The sequence below is a fragment of the Chryseobacterium sp. JV558 genome (assembly GCF_033712365.1).
Taxonomy (GTDB): domain Bacteria; phylum Bacteroidota; class Bacteroidia; order Flavobacteriales; family Weeksellaceae; genus Chryseobacterium.
The window spans coordinates 100,331-118,298 of record NZ_WJHU01000002.1 but is presented as its reverse complement, the minus strand read 5'-3'; the positions used below and the strand labels follow the sequence as shown (position 1 = coordinate 118,298).

The window sequence follows — 17,968 nt, the reverse complement described above, 5'->3', positions numbered from 1 at the left end:
CCAACAAAAAAATCCCATCCGGAGATGAGATCTGTTTTATATCCTGAAGTATATACTATTATTGAATAACTCTTTTGAAGGTATATGTTCTTGTCTGGAATATCTTAGGATCCTGCGTTTCCTCTCTTACAGCAAGGTTGAGCGTTGTATCATCCAACGTAATAACCTTTGCATTTTGCGGCTCTACAATCCCTTGAATTTTCATTTGAACGTCTTTTCCTTCCTTATTATAGGTATAGTTGAATTTTATATCAGAAAGAATAGCACACTGACCAGGCGTAGCGGTATCTCCCCAGTTCGTTTTCCCTCCTTTGGAGTCAGCGCTGAACCACCATCTGGTCTGCTTCTGGCAGTCAGTATAAGTAATCGTGTTAGAAACCGGGTCTTCACCAATCTCAACAGTAGTAACTACTTCTTTTAATGGTTGCCAAGTCCCAACTAGAGGAGCTTCCAAAACAGTATCATTATTATCACTACATCCTGTAGCTGCAAATAACGACAAACCTGCAAATAGTAATGCTAATTTCTTCATAGATCATTTTTTTCAAGCGCTAAAATTATAATTTTTTTGATTTATATTACTATTTTTTATGAAAAATTATTTCATCGACCTTTATTTATATACATTTTAAAACTCTCAGACCCCATTTTCCCTTTATTTAACAAATAATGAATACATGGGCCATTCATTTTATTAAAAAAGTTATTTTTGCAAGAAAGAAAATACAAATGCAGGATATTACGAAAAACAATTTTGATTTTATACGTGTTCTCCTTGCCTTTATTGTCTTTCTTGGACATCTTGGCACCCTCAGCGCTTCTCCTGATCTTAAAATCTTTGAGCACAGCCCTATAGAAATTGCTGTTTTCGGCTTTTTTGCAGTGAGCGGATTTCTTATTGCAAGGAGCTACGACAGGTCTTCAAGCCTGAAAAGTTATTTAAAAAAGAGAATCAAAAGAATTGTTCCCGCTTACTTATTGGTTATTTTTTTATGTGCTATTTTATTAAGTTTGGTAAGTACCTATTCTTTCACCGAATATTTCAGCAACACACAAGTTTACAAATACCTTTTTTGGAATTCATTATTTTTAAATTTTAAAGCACCCTGGCTTCCCGGAGTTTTTGGAAATCAAGCTGTAAATGGTGCCCTATGGACGCTAAAAATAGAAATGTGCTATTATTTCTCTGTTCCTTTGTTGTTTTTGTTATTCGGAAAGAATAATAAATACAGAAATATAAGTTTGGTTATTTTATATTTTTTATCACTTACTTATCTCAATTATTTTGAATCTTTACATAAAATTTCATTAGCCAAACAGCTTCCCGGAACACTATCCTATTTTATCCCCGGAATGCTGATTTACTTTAATTTTGACAAATTCATCAAACATAAAAATATACTCTTCATCATTGCTCTCGCTACGGTGTGGATTGATTTATATTTAAATATTCAGCTTTTTTCCCCAATGATGATTGGTGTTATTGTAATGTACATTGCCTATTCATTCAAATTCTTAAATAATTTCGGAAAATATGGTGACTTCACATACGGAATCTACATTTTCCACTTCCCTATTATCAGAACTTTCCAGACTTTAGGATTATTCGAAGATTACAACCCATTTGTAATGGCTTTGGTATGTATGTTGGTGGTTATTGCTGTTGGGATAAGCTCCTGGCATCTTTATGAAAAAAGATTTTTATAATTTTGCAGTTTAGAAAACATAAATGAAAGATCTTGTCTCCATTATAACGCCTTGTTACAATTCAGCGGAATTTATCGAGGAAACCATACAGTCTGTTCTTAACCAAACCTACGAAAACTGGGAATGGCTGATTACTGATGACCTTTCCAAAGATAATACTGTTGAGATTATCAGAAAATACAATGATCCCAGAATAAAACTGCAGGTACTTGAAAAAAACGGAGGAGCTGGAAATGCCAGAAATAACAGTCTGGAAAGAGCGCAGGGAAGATATATTGCTTTTCTGGATTCTGACGACTACTGGTATCCTGAATATTTGGAAACAATGACGGATTATATGCAGGAACACAATGCAGAACTGGTTTACTGCAATTACTCCAGATGTGATGAACAGCTTCAGCCTATTCTGAAAGATTTTCTGGCTGACAAAGTCGTTACGTTCTCCAATCTGCTGAAGACATGTCGTCTGGCACCGGTTTCTACCATGTATGATACCAAAAGGGTTGGAAAGTTTTTGTTCCCTATAAAAAGCAAGCGCGAAGATCATGTGATGTGGCTTAATCTTTTAAAAGTAATCCCTGAAGGGATTCCTGTAAAAAAGACAATGGCAAAATACAGAATGCGCGAAAACAGTGTTTCCAGAAAGAAACAAAATATCATCAAAGATCAATATCTTGTTTATAAAGATTTCATGGGATTTTCAACTGTAAAATCATTATACTATACGGCGAACTGGGCGCTGAACGGATTCATGAAGTATTCGAAAATTTTCAATTAATGGAGTATTCAAAAGAGTTCAAAGCCGCTCTGAGCGCTTTTACCGGTACCGAAAAAGATAAACTTATTTTCAGACTTCTGAGAAAGGATAAATTATTATCTAAAAAGTTGTATTTCGAACTTATTGATCCGGAAACTACCGATGATAAGAGAAATACAATGGAGGAAATTGTAACTGAAAAGGTTCTTTTAGCATCAAAATATACCGGAAATGCTCCTTATTTCCTAACTATTATCCGAAAGATAAGTGCAGAAATTACTGAACACATCAAAATTACTACTGATAAATTTGGGGAAGTTTCACTGAATCTTCTTCTCATCAATAAAATTCTGGAGAATAACAGTGATCTCAGCAGACAAAGGTTTGATAATGTCTATAAGCTTTATATTTACATTATCAACAAAGTATTCAAATCTTTGACCCTTGTGAAAAAACTGGATGAGGATTACTGGATGGAAATTGATGAATATCTGCGTGACACTCAAGAGAAAATATTAGAGAACCATTACCTTCAAAAACTATGCATCAACAATGGTATTGACTTCAATTGGTTTGAATGCGAAAAAATACCTGAAAATATTGATCAAATCATGAAGGAAATAAAAAGTCAGGGTTTTTTAAGATAAAATTTTCTGCAGAATCATTTGAGTAGAATTAGATTTTTCGTCTACGAATTTCCCTGCATTTTTGGACATTTCTGTAAGCTCTTCCTGATTATCTTCATTCATAAGAAATAAAACAAATTCTGCGGCTGTATATTCGTCTGGGAAAGATTTCCCGCCATTTGCAGCAATCAGATCATCCGCTTCCGGATTCTTTTTGTAATGATTTCCAAAAACTACAGGAACACCAAAAGTGGCCGCTTCCAGAATATTATGAAGTCCGGCATCATGAAATCCCCCTCCTACAACAGCTGCATCTGCATATGAATAGAGTTTTGATAATAAGCCAATGCTGTCTATAATTAGAATTTGAGCACTGCCAGCTGATAGTTGAGCGTTTTGTATCTGGCTGTACAATAATGCATCTGGGAATATATTTTTCAAATGCTCTACTCTTTTCAGATCATGTGGTGCTATGATGAGTTTCACCCTATTATTTTTTCGTGAAACCACTTCTGCTATTTTCTCCTCAGCTTGCCATGAACTCCCAAAAACAATGGCTTTGTGTTCTCCTTTAAAGTCTGCAATAAAGTCTACATGATTACTACGCTCACGAAGTTGTTTTACTCTGTCAAATCTTGTGTCTCCCGTTACCGAAGACTTTATCAATCCTACACTTTTGGCCAGTGCCAGTGAAAATTGAGTCTGATGAAAAAACCAATCTACATCTTTCTGCAGTTGTTTTACAAACCATTTTCCATAAGAAGTAAAGAAAGATTGTCTTTCATAAAACAGAGCGGAAATAACATAGATCTTTGTTCCTTTACTTTTCAGTTCAGCAAGTAAATTATACCAATAGTCATATTTAACCGTAAAAAATAGTTCAGGATTAAACTGTGATATAAATTCCTTTACAGTATTTTTTTTATCGAATGGCAAGTAACAAATAACGTCTGCGATGTGTTTCTTTTTAACAACATTTTCATATCCTGATGGTGAAAAAAAAGTCACCAGAACTTTATGCTGGGGAAAATTCTCTTTAAGCTTTTCCAGAACAGGAAGTCCCTGCTCATATTCGCCTAAACTGGCAGCATGCATCCAAAGCACTTTGTCTGTTTTTGAAAATGCTGATTTTACTTTCTCTAAAGACTGCTTTCTTCCTTCAACGCCTTTTTTAGTTTTATCGTTAATCAACGCAAAAACCTTCATTCCGAAAGTAAGGAGACTGATAAATATATTGTACAGAAAAGCCATGTTTATTATTCTTTTATTTCAATTCTATCATGATCCGCAGAAGGATTGGATATGACTAAAAATTCGATTTCTTCGGTGGATACATTGGAGATAAAATGTTTTGATTCCGGTGCAATAGAAATAGATTCTCCCTTTTTAACCAGGAATTTCTCTTCATTGATATAAAATACAGCTTCTCCTTTCAGAATATAGAAAAACTGTTCTGCCACTTTGTGGTAGTGTAGTTTTTCTGAAGTTCCTGCGGGCATCTTTTCCTGCTTCACAGATAAGCTTTGTGTATTTTTCAGGATCCAGCTGTCACAATGGTTTCCCCAGGTATAATGTTCTGAATTTTCTTTAGAATGTATCATTTGAATAGATAGGCAATAAAAAGTAGTGCAGGAGTAAATAACACAACTGATAAAAATATAGTGGCAAATGAAATTCTGGGTTTTGCCTGATCATCTACAGCATTTCTGAACATATAGTCCTGAATATTTGTAAAAATGACTGCCAGTACAACAAAAAGAATTCTCAAGCCAATTTTCATAATTAAAAACTGAGCATTCATATTCTGATCTGTAATTTCTACAGGGAAATTAGTATCTTCAGGATGTCTTAATCCATAGACGAACAGAGCATATAGTCCTAGAGCTAATACAGGCATCAGAAATGCATATATTTTCCCGCCAAATCCATCAGCTTTTCCTTCTAAATCAAAATGAACAGGGATTCTCTCCGGTAAGGTATTATAATTCTTGATGGTCAACCACCACAGAAAAACTACCCATCCAAAATTAAAAATATCAAAAATTGTAAAGAGAATATTTTCCATTTCAGATGAGATTTAATTAGAATTAAATTACACTTTTCAGCACTCTCAGTTTATGAGTGTGTTTATTCATTTCTTTATTAAAAATCCCTGTGGAGTCCAGTGTATCAATTCTCACTTTTCCTGAAGCATGGATGATCTTTTGATTATCCAGCATAATTCCTACGTGAATAATTTTTCCTTCTGCATTTTCAAAAAAAGCAAGGTCTCCAGGCTGTGTCTCTTCTATAAAGGTAAGCGGTTCTCCTACCTCAGCTTGTTGGGAAGCATCTCTGGGAATTTTAATATTATGAATTTTATATACCAGTTGAGTAAATCCGGAGCAGTCTACCGCAAAAAAACTTTTGCCACCCCACAGATAAGGTACATTAAGGAATTCTTTTGCCGCCATAGCAATGCTTTCACGTACATCATGACTTCTTCTTGAAGCTACCACAGGAAATTCCACTTCTGATCCCATAGACAGAAGAGTCTTACCATCCTTCATCAATACAGAAGAAAAATCTTCAGTAACAACAGTCACTTTTCTACTGGCCAGTTCTTCATCTGTTACCGGTCTCAACTGTTTGGTATCCATCCATCCTTCATAACCATCATAATGCATTTTTATTTTGGTCCAGTTTTTATCTACTTCCAAAATATCTGCACTTTCCCCGAACAATATTTCCGTAACAATTTCAGCCCTGTCAGAATTCTCTGCACGAACCGGCGCTACTGTAACATTACAAATTCCTTTATTCATTAACTCTCAATTTAAAGATTGAATAATTTAAAGAAAAAATATGAACTATACTCTCTTTAAATGTTTTAATCTTTGGATATTTTAATTACTTTCTGCGAAGAAAGTTGACTCCATCACGCAAAGGTAAAATAAGATTTTCAAAATCTTTGTCTTTTGCCGCCAAATCATTCAATTCCTGGATAGACTGGGTAGATTGCAGCTTTGGATTTTCTTCAAGCACTTTTCCGTACCACAAAACATTATCAAATAAAATTACGGTTCCGGACTTGGTGTGGGGTTTTATCAATCTAAAATATTCCGCATAATTTTCTTTGTCAGCATCCACAAAAATCAGATCAAAAAACTCATCTGTTTCTTTTAAAAATTCTTTGGCATCCTGAAGTTTAAAGTCAATTTGATTAGCATATTCACTGGACTCAAAATATTTTTTCGGCAGATAGGCAAGATCTTCATTCACGTCAAGCGTTGTAATTTTCCCGTCTTTCGCTAATCCTGACGCAAGACACAAAGTAGCATATCCTGTGAAGGTTCCTATCTCCAGAATATTTTTCGGCTGCATCATCTGGGAAATAATAGTCAATAATCTTCCCTGCTGGTATCCGGAAATCATATGAGGCTGTGTGGTCTTCTGGTAAGTCTCCCTTCTCAGTTTTTTCAGAATTTCGGATTCCGAAGAAGCGTGTGCTTCCAAATATCTGTCCATTTCAGGATTCTTTTCTTCAAAAAAACTCATACCATTTTAATTTAAAACAAATTTAAGGATTTTAAAGCTAGTTTTTAGATTCAAAAAGAAGATACAAAAAAAGAGAGAAATTAATCCCTCTCTTTTTCTTAGCCAGATCTAAATTTTTGTAAAAAGTCATTATACGGCTATACAATATTGTCTTATACCAGCACAAACCCATCCTGGGCAACACTTTGTTTGTGGGCTAGTACAAAATATCTGTGGATTACACCCTCTAATAGCACCTTGTACAGTTTTCATTTCTACTCTTGAAAGTTTTTTTGAATTTTTCATAATTATTTTGTTTAGTATTAATTTCCTACTCTTTAAGATTTTCGGACACCTCTTTAATTATTTCCTTTAATGGAGACTTAAATATACATATTCTTTTATTAATCAAATAATTATATGCATAAAAATCTATACACCCGTGAAAACCCCATATAAAATACCGTGAAAACACGGATAGTATTTCTGTCGTATTCGTTATAAGTTTGCAATGAGAATAAGGGGTAAAAACACTAAGAGAAACAAGATGATTGCAGGAGAGACACAAACTAACCATGAGAATCGCAAAAAAGTTATGCTGAAAGGCAGAACTGATTCTTCTGCAGCAAAAACTAAGAAAGAAATATCCACTTCATTTTTGCTACGAATTATTTCGCTCCTCAAAAAGGAAGAATTAATTTGATTAAAAAATAAATCCCGGCCACCTTCGGGATTTATTTTCTTTTTAAAGCCATCCTATTTCTGTTAAGTCACTTCAGTTATTCTACCTGATCTTCTGATCAAAAACCTAATTCCATTCCGGAACTACGTTTTCCCAAACTTCAATTCAAAAGAACTTTTCTGAGTTCATTCAATTTTTTTTCCCAAGCATTAACAAAATAGTCTGAAATATCCTTAGACAGCCTATTATTTCAGGATTCTCATCTTTACATTCTTTATATTTCAATCTTAACAGGGTAAAGTCCTTATAAAAAAACAGGATAAACACTTATTCTTAAGCACTTACATAATTCTACATTTGATCTAAGTTTCTCAACCATGAAACACTCACAGAAAGGAGGATCCCGAAAATCCTAAAACAGAGTAGGGATATTTTAAAACAACCACATGAAAACAAAGACTTTATTTTTAATTGGAGCAATAGTGGGACTTGTTATGATATTTTCCCAGCTAAAGCCTCAGGAAATGTCTTTTTATAAAGAAAAAGGCAATTACATTGTAGACAACAATTACATCCTTAAAGATGTCAGAAAAATTTCTGATGAAGACATGAAGAGTTTATTAAGCCTGCAAAAACTTCATCAGAATAGTTTGGGAACCAATTTTATTATTTACAAAATCAACAGACAGTATATTATCCGCGGATGCTTAATGAAAGCTAATATCGATTGGAAAAAATACGGTGACCTAAGAGCTAAAGTGGATGGCATCCTGAAAAAATACGGAGCCAAAGAACTTGGAACAGATTATTACGCCATTCAAAACAATCAGGTTGCTACAAATGCGGCCTTGCTGACTCAGAAAGATATCGCTTCTTTAGGCAAACTTACCATAAGAGGAGCTGAGGAATATACGATCTGTCCGCCAACTATGGGAAGAAAAAACCTTACCAATGTGATCATAAAATCTTACAAAGTGAATACAGCAATTGATCCAAGAATCAATGTTAAGCTTAATAATGTTTTGGTCAATTACAAATAACAACAAAAGGCTGTTTTTATTCTGAAGACAGCCTTTTCTAAAATTTTTTGTCATGAAAAAAAAGCTTCAGTTATCCGGAATTTTCATTATTCTATTGGTAGTATTCACAATTGGTATGAAAGGAACATTTGATGGCTACTACGGTTTTTATTATGAAAACAAAAACTATAACAAGCCTTTGGCATATGTGATATCAGAGAATTTTGCCCAATCAAAACCTATCAATATGTTTACATCTTATACCGGTTTTGATACGGGATATGGCTTTTATGCACCGAATGTTGCCAGTGATTTTGTAATGAGCTTTGAACTGAAAGATAAGAAGGGAAATATCCTGGAACAAAAGACGATGCCTTATTTCAAAAGTAAGGAAAGCAGAGTAAGATATACGACTGTCTTTAATATGTTTCTGGATAAAATTTCCGACAAAAATACCTATGACCGCAAATATTATCAATATCTGGACATTATTATCAACCAGATTGCAGCACATGTGATGAAAGAAAATCCAAAAGCATCAAGTGTTACCACAAAACTTTATTTATACGACTACCCTTCTATTGCGGATTTCAAGCAGGGAAAAACGAATGAAAATCTTATTCTTATAGATGAATTCAAACATTAAAGTGATGAAAAAACTGAATGTACTTTATACCAAAATTGAAAACTTCTTTTTCAAACAGGATAATCAAACGGAATTCTTAAGCTTCTTCCGGGTTGCAATAGGAACCATTATTCTCTTACAATTTATCGCAGTGATCCCTGATTTTGACAAATTATTTTCAAGCAGCAGTATCATTCCACAGGATATCATGAGTGTTTTCACACCTGACTGGTTGATAACTTTCTCAAAAATCGTCACCTTTTTACAAAGTATTGGCATTGAAGAAAGTACAACAATTGTGATGATTAAAATATCATTTATTACATTGTGTATTTTGATTATCATTGGGTTTTATTCCAGAATTTCAGCGCTTTTTTTACTTATATTACAGATTGCATTGCTCAAGGGAAGTTCTTTCTTTGCCTATGGCGCTGACTTTTTTACGAGTATGTCCTTATTCTATCTGATACTTTTTCCGTCTGACCAACATTTTTCACTCAGAAATTTCATTTTCAACAGAAAACCACGGGAAATAAATATCACTCCGGTCAAAAGATTATTTCAGCTTCATATTTCTATTGCTTATTTTTTTTCCGGACTGGATAAAGCATTAGGTTTTAACTGGTGGAACGGTGAATCAATCTGGAAAGCCATTCATCTACCCTATTCCAACAGAGACCTAAATATTGATTTCAGCTGGCTAATAGAACATTCCTATATTTTAAGCTTTATCGGATGGAGTACAATTATCATCGAGATGTGTTACCCGTTTTTCATCTGGTACAAACCTACACAGAAGACATGGCTTTTTCTAACAGTTTCTATGCATATAGGAATTGCCCTTGTTCTTAATCTATATTATTTTTCAGCTATTATGATTGTATGGAATATCACCAATTTTTATTTTGAACAATCCGCTAAGAAAACGGTTCTCTCTTCAAAGAAAAAAATATCAACTCATTATATTCCGAAACAGATTGGCTCATAAAAAAAACAAATCCCGAATGTCTTCGGGATTTATTATTATGTATGGTTGAGTGATTATTTCTTAGGAGTAATATCCATCAGTTTCATAAACTCATCAAGCTTAGGCATAATGATGATTTCCGTTCTTCTGTTTTCACCTCTACCTGAAACACTCATGTTAGTCGCTTTCGGGTTGTATTCTGAACGTCCTCCTGCTGTAATTCTTGCAGGATCTACTCCAAACTGAGTCTGAAGAACTTTAGCAACAGAAGTACCTCTTAATGCAGAAAGATCCCAGTTGTCTCTCGGAAGATTCGGAGAACTCAACGGAGCGTTATCTGTATTACCTTCAATCAATACTGAATATTTATCATAATCATTGATTACTTTAGCTACTTTACCTAGCACTTCCTGAGCGGCAGGCAAAATACTGTAATCTCCTGTTTTGTATAACATATTATCTGAAAGAGAGATCATTACAACACCTTTCAACACCTTCACCTGTACATCCTGATCTGATACGTTATCTAAAGATCTTTTCAGTTTGTTAGACAATGCAAGGTTCAAGCTGTCATTCTTAGCATTGCTAGAGATCAATTGCTTGATATAAGAATTGGAAGCATTGATTTCACCTACCAGTTTATCAATATTAGCAGAGCTTTTCCCGGTATTGGAAAGACATGCATCAAGTGATGATTTTAAAGCATCATGCTGGCTTTTCAGCAAGTTGTTTTCACCGGCCAATGCAGAGTTCTGAGACTTCAAATCCTGAATTTCTCTCTGTCTTTCTCCGATATTTTCAATACACTGCTTATAGTTTGTGCTCAAGGCATCATACTGCTTCTTGCTGACACAAGATGTCATTCCCAGCGCCATTGCAGAAACTGCTACAATTTTTAAAATCTTCATAAATAATCATTTTTAGACTACTCAAAGTTAGGAAAATTCAATTGAATTATATCGGTTATCTTTGCATAAAAGAAATTCTCAACATCTATGTTGGAAAAATCAAGCTTTATCAGCCAATTAAAAAATCTCGTTCACGAGCCGGAAAATCACACGTATCTTCTGGCGGTAAGCGGAGGAGCAGACTCTATGGTTCTTGCCTCATTATTCAGGGATTTAGGACACGAAACTGAAGGTTCAAAATTCCAGTTTCAGGTTGCCCATATCAATTATAAACTCCGTGGTCAAGATTCTGATCTGGATCAAAAAACGGTACAGAATTTTTGTGAGAAAAATCATATAAAATTTCATCTGTATGAAGTTTCGGAAAAGGATCAGAAACCTGAGAACTCTATTCAGCTTTGGGCAAGGGAACTTCGCTATATCTTTTTTAAAGAAATTCAGGAAAAGGAAAAACTGGAATTTCTGGTTACAGCCCATCATCTGAATGACCAACTGGAGACATTCATCATCAATCTTTCTAAAGCTGCCGGCATCAACGGATTGAGTGGAATTCCATCAAATGACAATTATATTCTCAGACCGCTTTTAAATTTTTCCAAAAAAGAAATTTATCAGTTTGCTGAAGAAAACAGTATTGAATTCCGGGAAGATCTGTCTAATAAAAAAAGTGATTATCTGAGGAATAAGATTAGAAATGAGATTGTTCCGGTGCTGATGGAAACTAACGATCATTTTCTGGAAAACTTCAGAAAAAGTTCTTTGTATCTGAACCAAACTAAAGATTTTGTCCAAAAACAGATTCAGGAGATAGAAAATCGACTTACGGTATTTAACCAAAACAATAAAATCTTATCAAAGGAAAAGCTGGATCAGGAAAGCGATTTCGTAAAATTTGAAATTTTAAAAAAATACGGATTCAACCAGGAGGAAGAAATCCCTAAAATTTTTAAAGCCGAAAACAACAGTTCATTTTTTTCAAAAGAATATCAGTTGATTGTCAACCGTGATGAACTGATTATTATTAACAAAAACGATGAAAAGGAAATCAAAGAAGAAATTATCCTGATTGATCATTTTGATTTTTCCGAAAACCAAATCAACATCAATCTCGTAGATTACATTGAAAACATTGATGGAATCAATAAGGGGTTTGAATGGAATTTTGATGCTGACAAACTTCATTTCCCACTACGTTTGAGAAAACAAAAAGAGGGTGACGAGTTGTATCCAACCGGTTTTTCAGGGAAAAAGAAAGTTTCTAAGTTTTTTAGGGACGAAAAATTATCGGCTTTAGTCAAAGAAAAAATATGGTTATTATCTGACTCCAGAAATCATATTTTGGGGGTTATCCCTTTTAGACAGGATCGCAGATATCAGGCAGACAGAACTACTCAAAAAAAGATAACTGTAAAGTGGACAGAAAAACAACTAATTCGTTAGCTGTTGATGATTTTAAGAAAGACAGCAATATAGCTTTTGGAATTTTATACCAACAGTATTTCGGTTATACCAAAAAATTCGTACTCAATAATAAAGGTAATCTGGAAGATTCGGAAGACATTTTTCAGGATGCACTGCTGATTCTTTATGAAAAACTGAATGCTGATGAGTTCAAAGTTCAAACCTGTCTGGGAAATTATATCATTGGAATTGTTAAAAATTTGTGGTTAAAAAAATTAAAAAACAGAAATTTTTATATAGAATCTCCTGAAAGCTATTTCATGGAAAACCAGCAGGAAATAAGTGTTGCTATTGAAAATGAAAAGTATTACTGGGAAAAGCTGGCTGGCTATATTAAGTCTATCTCTTCACATTGTCAAAATCTTATCCATGACATTTTTATTGAAAATAAAAGTATGGAGGAAATTCAATACAAATATCATTATTCAAGCAAGCATAATGCTCAGAATCAAAAGTATAAATGTGTAGAACAAATCAAAAAAATTAAAAATAAAAGCATTTTTTCTACCTGAAAATCAAATCATTATATAAAATCATTTAATGTATGGGTGATTTTTTTCTTTTTCAGGGAACATAATAAGAAAAGAAATATATGTTCAAAAAAATCGTATTGAGCCTTCTTATATTAGTTGGAATTTCATTTAATGCACAAAGCACAGGCATCAATTTTCAAAAAATTGATTTGGAAGCCGCGAAAAAAATCGCAGCAAAAGAGAATAAACTGATTTTCATTGATCTGTTCACCACTTGGTGCGGACCTTGTAAACTGATGGCAAAAAAAACTTTTACTGATCCCAAAGTTGGAGAGATATTCAACAAAAATTTTGTAAACCTTGCTATAGACGCGGAAAAAGAAGGGCTAGATCTGGCGAAAGAATTTAAAGTTGTAAACTATCCTTCTTTTTTATTCCTGGATTCAAAAGGGAAGCTGGTACAATATGATTTCGGATATTATAATCCTGAACAGTTTTTAGGAGTAGGAGCCTCTGTTCTGAAAAAAGAGAAACCTCAATCTGGCAAAACTTTAGATCAGGTAAAAGGAAAAATGATTGGAGATAAGATTGATAATTTCAACGCGAAAGATCACTTGGGAAATACATTTTCTTTATCAAAAGAAAACAAAAAACTGGTGATTGTTTTTATTCGTGGACAATGGTGCCCCTATTGTAACAAATATATTGAGACCTTACAGAATCTGACTCCTGAACTGAAATCGAAAAATGCAAGGCTTGTTATCATTTCTCCTGAAAAACCGGAATTTATAGAAAAGACGATTAACAAAACAAAGACAGACTATACTGTTTTATATGATGAGGGATATAAAATTGCAGAGGCATTTGATGTCCTTTATACTCCGGACAATGAAACGCTTAATTTTTACAACTCAAAATTAAAAGAAGATTTTGCTGACAGCAGGTCAGACAATTCAGGAAGACTTCCTGTATCAGCAACTTTCATTCTAAATGAGGGAAAAGAAATTACATGGAGACATTTTGATACAGACTATAAAAAGAGAGCATCTGTAGAAGACATTGTAAAAAATCTGAATTGATTTCACACAAAGTTTTGCCTTGATGAAGGATTACATCATAACTCCAAGTCAGCAAAATTGACAAAATCAATAATCATTTTGAATGATAAAATAAGCAACACTTCTAATGCAATCAAGGCAGAAGAAGGAATATTTTAAACTGCAGGCTTAAAAAAAGAAAGTTTCTAAGTTTTTTAGGGACGAAAAATTATCTATTTTAGCGAGGCAAAAAATCTGGATACTGACGGACAGCAATGATTCTGTACTTACGATCATTCTTTTCAGGCAGGATAGAAGATATACAAAGAATGAGAAGACAAAGTGGAGTCTCAAAATTTTTAATGAAAGGAACAATGAAATTTAGAAATTGGTTTTTATTAATTCTACTATTTTTAGCGACAGGAATTAATGCACAGATAAAAAATCCTGTAAAATTTAAATTTACGGTCAACGATCTGGGAAACAATCAATACGAAGCGGTATTGAATGCTACTATGGAAAGCGGATGGCACATTTACTCAAAAGATTTACCGGAAGATACCGGAATTCCTACTGAGTATAAAGTTACGGGAAAGAACATTGAACTGGTTGGGAAGTTTACCGAAACAGGTAAAAAACATGAAGAGTTTTCTGAAGCTTTTGGAGGAACGATTGTTTTCTACTCCAATTCAGCCGGATTTAAGCAGAAATTTAAATTAAAAGATCCGACAAAACCTGCGGATGTTACATCTGAAATTACGTATCAGACTTGTGACGACAGAGTTTGTCTGGCTCCCAATACATTAGAATTCAATCAAAAAGTTACCCCAAAAGGAGCAACGGAAGAAGCTGCAACTGAGGAAACAACTGGCCCTGTAAAAGATTCAGTGAAAACAATTGAGACTGTTACCGAAAATCCTGCAAAAACAGAAGCTACCGTCACAGAAACTTCAAAACTGGATCCTAAACAGCTGAAAATTGCAACTATTGATTTCAAAAAACCATTGACAGATTGTGGTACAGCCTCTACTAAAGTGGATGAAAATTACTGGACCTATTTATTCCTAGGGTTTATTGGAGGTTTAATCGCTTTGCTTACGCCTTGTGTTTTCCCGATGATTCCTTTGACGGTTTCATTCTTTACCAAAGGCAGCAAGAACAAAGCAAAAGGAAAAAGAGATGCTCTTATATATGGGTTTTTCATCCTTCTTATTTTTATTCTACTAAGTATTCCTTTCCACATTATTGATGGAATTGCAGGAAATATTTTCAATGAAATTTCTACCAGCGTATGGCTGAACATTGCGTTCTTCATCATATTCATTTTCTTTGCTGGAAGTTTCTTTGGGTACTATGATATCACTTTACCAAGCTCAATTGCTAATAAATCTTCTAAAGCGGAAGAAGCGGGAGGACTTATCGGTATTTTCTTCATGGCATTGACATTGGTTATTGTTTCTTTCTCTTGTACGGGTCCTATTTTGGGAAGTTTATTAGGAAGTGCAGTAACCGGTTCTACCAACGTTCCGATGTTATTAACATTTGCATTGGCAGGATTCGGTCTTGCGTGGGCAATCGTTTTCGGATTATTGGCTTTATTCCCGCAGGCATTACAAAGTCTTCCGAAATCCGGAGGATGGATGAATACAGTAAAAGTAGTGTTAGGCTTCGTAGAGCTTGCTTTAGCATTGAAATTCTTATCTAAAGCAGATCTTGTTTCTAAAACATTCTTCTTAAAAAGAGAACTTTTCATCGCCATCTGGATCATCGTTGCATTAGGATTAGCATTATATTTATTAGGATTCATCAAATTCCCTCATGACGATAAAAAACCTAAAATCTCCATTACAAGAAAGATATTAGGGGTATTGGGAATCGGTTTTGTAATCTACCTGATTCAGGGATTGATACCGTCTGACCGTCCGAAACTTCAGTTATTAAGCGGAATTTTACCTCCACTGAACGTAAGCTACTTCCATGATGAGAAAGACGGAATTTTGGGAATGCATCCGGAACACGACTTCTTTAAAGCAATAGAACTTGCTAAAAAAGAGGATAAACCAATCCTTATTGACTTCACCGGATACGGTTGTGAAAACTGTAGAAAAATGGAGGAGTTTGTATGGAGCGAACCAGATATTTTACCGATCCTTCAGAATGATGTAGTATTAGCATCTCTGTATGTGGACGACAAGGAAGAGCTTCCAGAGGATCAAAAAACTAAAATTGACCTTGGTGAAGGGCAGATTAAAAAAGTAAAAACAATTGGTGACAGATGGAGCTTATTCCAGCAGGTTAACTTTAACAATAACTCGCAGCCTCACTATGTTCTGATAACTCCGGATGGAAAAGTGATTAACACACCTGTTTCAGGATATATGCCAAAAGAGGATTTCAAGAAATTCTTAGAATGCGGGGTTAATTATTATAAAAAGAGTAAATAAACCATTTACATAGTATTTTAAAAACTCACACTTTATTGTGTGAGTTTTTTTATTGTGAATTAAATAAACCATAAAACACCGAACGTAGTGCAAAATTAATTATATTTGAATAACTATCACCAATTCAAATACATATGAGATATTATACATTTACTTTTTTATTTCTTACCTATTCATTACTCACTGCCCAGACCGCTCCGTCCATAGAATGGCAAAAAGCATTGGGAGGAACCCAAAGCGAGACCGCTTATTCCACGCAACAAACGTCTGATGGGGGTTACATTATGGCCGGAGCTTCATCATCCAACGACGGAGATGTTAGCGGAAATCATGGCGAAGGAGATGGATGGGTGGTAAAAATGGATGGTAATGGAAATATACAATGGCAAAAAGCACTGGGTGGGAGTAATAATGATATAATCCAGTCTATCCGCCAAACTACAGATGGGGGATACATTGCCGCTGGATCTTCCAAATCCAGTGATGGAGATGCTACAGTAAACCATGGAAATTTTGATTTCTGGGTGATAAAACTTGATAGCTCCGGAAATATACAATGGCAGAAATCTTTAGGAGGAAGCGGTATTGATGAAGCTCAATCCATTCAGCAGACTTCCGAAGGAGGATATATTGTAGTAGGAATCTCCAGTTCTAATGATGGGGACGCCAGTGGAAACCAGGGAGGACAAGATTACTGGGTAGTAAAATTGGATAATACCGGAAATATACAATGGCAGAAGTCATTGGGAGGAAGTGACAGTGATCAGGCACTTTCTGTTCAGCAAACTTTTGATGGCGGATATATTATTGCAGGAAATACAGTTTCTACAGACGGAGATATTACCGTAAGCTATGGAAACTACGATTATTGGATCGTAAAACTTGATTACTCCGGAAATATGCAATGGCAAAAAACTCTGGGTAATTTTGGTGACAATATGGGATATTCCGCACAACAGACTTTCGATGGCGGTTATATTGTGGTGGGTACTTCTTATGATCCTTCTAATATTGAAAATGGCCTTCCTGATTATTGGGTCGTTAAATTAAATAATAGCGGAGTCATCCAATGGGATAAATATCTTGGCGGAAGTGCTCACGATAACGCCATCACAATACGGCAAACTCCTGAATGGGATTATATCGTTGGGGGCTGGACCAATTCCAACAACGGACAGGTAACCGGAAATCATGGAAATCTGGATTACTGGATTGTAAAACTGAACAGTAATGGAAACCTGAAATGGGAAAAGACCTTGGGTGGACCAGATTTTGAATACTTTAGCTCTATTGAACCAACCAGTGATAATGGTTATATTGTTTCAGGAAGTACACTTTCTACAAGTGGAGATGTAACCGGAAATCATGGAAACATTGATGCCTGGATCGTAAAACTAAGCCCGGAACAATTAGGAATCTCAGAAAACCAACCGATAAATAAACCTAATCTCTACCCTAATCCGGCAAAAGATTTCTTTTATGCAGATCATCTTCCAAAAGAAACTGTTATCAGCATTACAGATATGTCAGGGAGAAAACTCTTCTCTCAAAAATATAACGAAGAAAAAATTAAGATCAGTACATCAGCATTCACCGAAGGAATTTATATTGTACAGATAAAAAACAAAGAAGAAATTATTCTTTCAAAGAAAATAACAATCAAACGATAAAACTTCTTGAAAATATTATAAAATTTATTCACAAACAATCAATAGATTCATGAATCTATAAAGTTTTTAATAATCA

At 34.5% G+C, this 17,968-nt stretch carries 19 protein-coding genes; 11 read left to right on the top strand and 8 right to left on the bottom strand.

Translation table 11 applies throughout. The features are described from left to right. Positions 1–58: 58 nt before the first annotated feature. A complete protein-coding gene (locus GFU89_RS06290; RefSeq protein ID WP_318846343.1) occupies positions 59–532 on the bottom strand; it encodes a lipocalin family protein in 474 nt (157 codons plus the stop codon). 137 nt (positions 533–669) lie between these two features. Between GFU89_RS06290 and GFU89_RS06285 the strand changes: the two genes are divergently transcribed. Genes GFU89_RS06285 through GFU89_RS06275 form a run of 3 tightly spaced genes read left to right on the top strand, consistent with a single transcriptional unit; the run spans position 670 to position 3,111 of the window. Further along, positions 670–1,707 (top strand): acyltransferase, encoded by a 1,038-nt coding sequence (locus tag GFU89_RS06285; protein ID WP_318846342.1) that lies wholly within the window; start codon positions 670–672, stop codon positions 1,705–1,707. Between the two features lie 22 nt (positions 1,708–1,729). Then, the gene (locus tag GFU89_RS06280; RefSeq protein WP_318846341.1) at positions 1,730–2,485 is read left to right on the top strand and encodes a glycosyltransferase family 2 protein; all 756 of its coding nucleotides are present in this window, start codon (positions 1,730–1,732) and stop codon (positions 2,483–2,485) included. Next, positions 2,485–3,111, top strand: a complete 627-nt coding sequence (locus GFU89_RS06275) for a deoxyuridine 5'-triphosphate nucleotidohydrolase (protein WP_318846340.1) — start codon at positions 2,485–2,487, stop codon at positions 3,109–3,111. The genes GFU89_RS06280 and GFU89_RS06275 overlap by 1 nt, the downstream gene beginning before the upstream one ends. Here GFU89_RS06275 and GFU89_RS06270 read toward each other — a convergent pair. The 6 genes from GFU89_RS06270 to GFU89_RS23340 form a co-directional block, all read right to left on the bottom strand. Further along, entirely contained in the window at positions 3,103–4,341 is a 1,239-nt protein-coding gene (locus tag GFU89_RS06270) for a 3-deoxy-D-manno-octulosonic acid transferase (protein ID WP_318846339.1), read from the bottom strand. The genes GFU89_RS06275 and GFU89_RS06270 overlap by 9 nt on opposite strands. 5 nt (positions 4,342–4,346) lie before the next feature. Next, positions 4,347–4,691 carry a cupin domain-containing protein gene (locus tag GFU89_RS06265; RefSeq protein ID WP_318846338.1) on the bottom strand — a complete coding sequence of 115 codons (345 nt, stop codon included), beginning with the start codon at positions 4,689–4,691 and terminating at the stop codon, positions 4,347–4,349. Further along, a complete protein-coding gene (locus tag GFU89_RS06260; RefSeq protein ID WP_318846337.1) occupies positions 4,688–5,155 on the bottom strand; it encodes a DUF1648 domain-containing protein in 468 nt (155 codons plus the stop codon). Before GFU89_RS06260 ends, GFU89_RS06265 begins: the two co-directional genes overlap by 4 nt. Before the next feature lie 22 nt (positions 5,156–5,177). Next, entirely contained in the window at positions 5,178–5,894 is a 717-nt protein-coding gene (locus GFU89_RS06255; protein ID WP_318846336.1) for a C40 family peptidase, read from the bottom strand. 85 nt (positions 5,895–5,979) lie between these two features. After that, complete coding sequence (locus GFU89_RS06250) at positions 5,980–6,627, bottom strand: O-methyltransferase (RefSeq protein ID WP_318846335.1); 648 nt, start codon at positions 6,625–6,627, stop codon at positions 5,980–5,982. A gap of 129 nt (positions 6,628–6,756) precedes the next feature. Continuing rightward, a complete protein-coding gene (locus GFU89_RS23340; RefSeq protein WP_407296040.1) occupies positions 6,757–6,912 on the bottom strand; it encodes a CCPGW family putative bacteriocin in 156 nt (51 codons plus the stop codon). 822 nt (positions 6,913–7,734) lie between these two features. Between GFU89_RS23340 and GFU89_RS06245 the strand changes: the two genes are divergently transcribed. Genes GFU89_RS06245 through GFU89_RS06235 form a run of 3 tightly spaced genes read left to right on the top strand, consistent with a single transcriptional unit; the run spans position 7,735 to position 9,920 of the window. Next, positions 7,735–8,328 (top strand): hypothetical protein, encoded by a 594-nt coding sequence (locus GFU89_RS06245; protein ID WP_318846334.1) that lies wholly within the window; start codon positions 7,735–7,737, stop codon positions 8,326–8,328. 52 nt (positions 8,329–8,380) lie between these two features. Continuing rightward, positions 8,381–8,953, top strand: coding sequence for a hypothetical protein (locus GFU89_RS06240; RefSeq protein ID WP_318846333.1), 573 nt, complete (start codon positions 8,381–8,383; stop codon positions 8,951–8,953). Next, a complete protein-coding gene (locus tag GFU89_RS06235) occupies positions 8,937–9,920 on the top strand; it encodes an HTTM domain-containing protein (protein ID WP_318846332.1) in 984 nt (327 codons plus the stop codon). Before GFU89_RS06240 ends, GFU89_RS06235 begins: the two co-directional genes overlap by 17 nt. Before the next feature lie 53 nt (positions 9,921–9,973). Here GFU89_RS06235 and GFU89_RS06230 read toward each other — a convergent pair whose 3' ends face one another. Continuing rightward, positions 9,974–10,807, bottom strand: coding sequence for an OmpA family protein (locus GFU89_RS06230; protein WP_318846331.1), 834 nt, complete (start codon positions 10,805–10,807; stop codon positions 9,974–9,976). 87 nt (positions 10,808–10,894) lie between these two features. Between GFU89_RS06230 and tilS the strand changes: the two genes are divergently transcribed. The 5 genes from tilS to GFU89_RS06205 all read left to right on the top strand — a co-directional run bounded on the left by tilS (position 10,895) and on the right by GFU89_RS06205 (position 17,892). Beyond that, the gene (tilS, locus tag GFU89_RS06225) at positions 10,895–12,247 is read left to right on the top strand and encodes a tRNA lysidine(34) synthetase TilS (protein ID WP_318846330.1); all 1,353 of its coding nucleotides are present in this window, start codon (positions 10,895–10,897) and stop codon (positions 12,245–12,247) included. Beyond that, on the top strand, positions 12,220–12,780 hold the full coding sequence (locus GFU89_RS06220; RefSeq protein ID WP_318846329.1) for a sigma-70 family RNA polymerase sigma factor: 561 nt from the start codon (positions 12,220–12,222) through the stop codon (positions 12,778–12,780). The genes tilS and GFU89_RS06220 overlap by 28 nt, the downstream gene beginning before the upstream one ends. An 80-nt stretch (positions 12,781–12,860) precedes the next feature. Further along, positions 12,861–13,820 carry a redoxin domain-containing protein gene (locus GFU89_RS06215; RefSeq protein WP_318846328.1) on the top strand — a complete coding sequence of 320 codons (960 nt, stop codon included), beginning with the start codon at positions 12,861–12,863 and terminating at the stop codon, positions 13,818–13,820. A gap of 332 nt (positions 13,821–14,152) precedes the next feature. Further along, positions 14,153–16,222, top strand: coding sequence for a protein-disulfide reductase DsbD family protein (locus GFU89_RS06210; protein WP_318847154.1), 2,070 nt, complete (start codon positions 14,153–14,155; stop codon positions 16,220–16,222). 134 nt (positions 16,223–16,356) lie between these two features. Then, entirely contained in the window at positions 16,357–17,892 is a 1,536-nt protein-coding gene (locus GFU89_RS06205; protein ID WP_318846327.1) for a T9SS type A sorting domain-containing protein, read from the top strand. Positions 17,893–17,968: the final 76 nt, after the last annotated feature.